1 protein-coding gene is annotated in these 631 nt (G+C 57.5%); it reads right to left on the bottom strand.

The window, feature by feature from the left end; all coding sequences use genetic code 11:
- Nucleotides 1-631: aminotransferase class I/II-fold pyridoxal phosphate-dependent enzyme (locus ACYQ3S_RS15655; RefSeq protein ID WP_459690299.1), on the bottom strand; the 631-nt coding region annotated here is incomplete at both ends.

Below are 631 nucleotides of genomic sequence, written 5' to 3'. Positions count from 1 at the left end.
GCCAGCGCCATGATATCACGGCCCGACATGCCGCCGTACGAATCGTTGCCGTAGCAGGAGATCTGCTTGACCTTCAGCGTAACGCCGACATCGGTGATGATGTTGCCGTTCTCGTCAAAGTCGGAGAAGTTCTTCCAGAACAGGCCCTTGTCGCGGAACGCCAGCATGCCGCCCATGTTGGCGTGGCCGTCCTTCTTGGCGGACATGGTGAACGCGTCGCAGTACTGGAACATCTCGGTCGCGATCTCGGCGATGGACTTGTCGGCGTAGCCCTCTTCGTTCATCTTGATGAAGTAGCAGTTCTCCGCCCAGCGTGCAACGTCGAATACCAGCGGGATATTGTACTTATGCGCAACGCGGTTGATTTCCTTGATGTTCGCCATGGAGACCGCCTGGCCGCATACCGGATTGTTCGTGATGCAGCAGAATACCAGCGGCACGTTCTCCGGACCGACGCCCTGGATGAGCTGCTCGAGCTTCTCAATGTCCATATTGCCCTTGAAGGGGTTCTTCTCGTAGCGGCCGCCTTCGGGTACTTCGTACAGCAATTCCTTGTTGTACAGGTTGCGCGGGATCGAGCCCATCTGCTTGATGTTGCCCTCGGTCGTGTCAAAGTGGCCGTTGGACGGGA

This window comes from Agathobaculum sp. TL06 (assembly GCF_054658635.1).
Note: the sequence above shows the minus strand (reverse complement) of the source record. Positions and strands in the feature narration are given on the sequence as shown.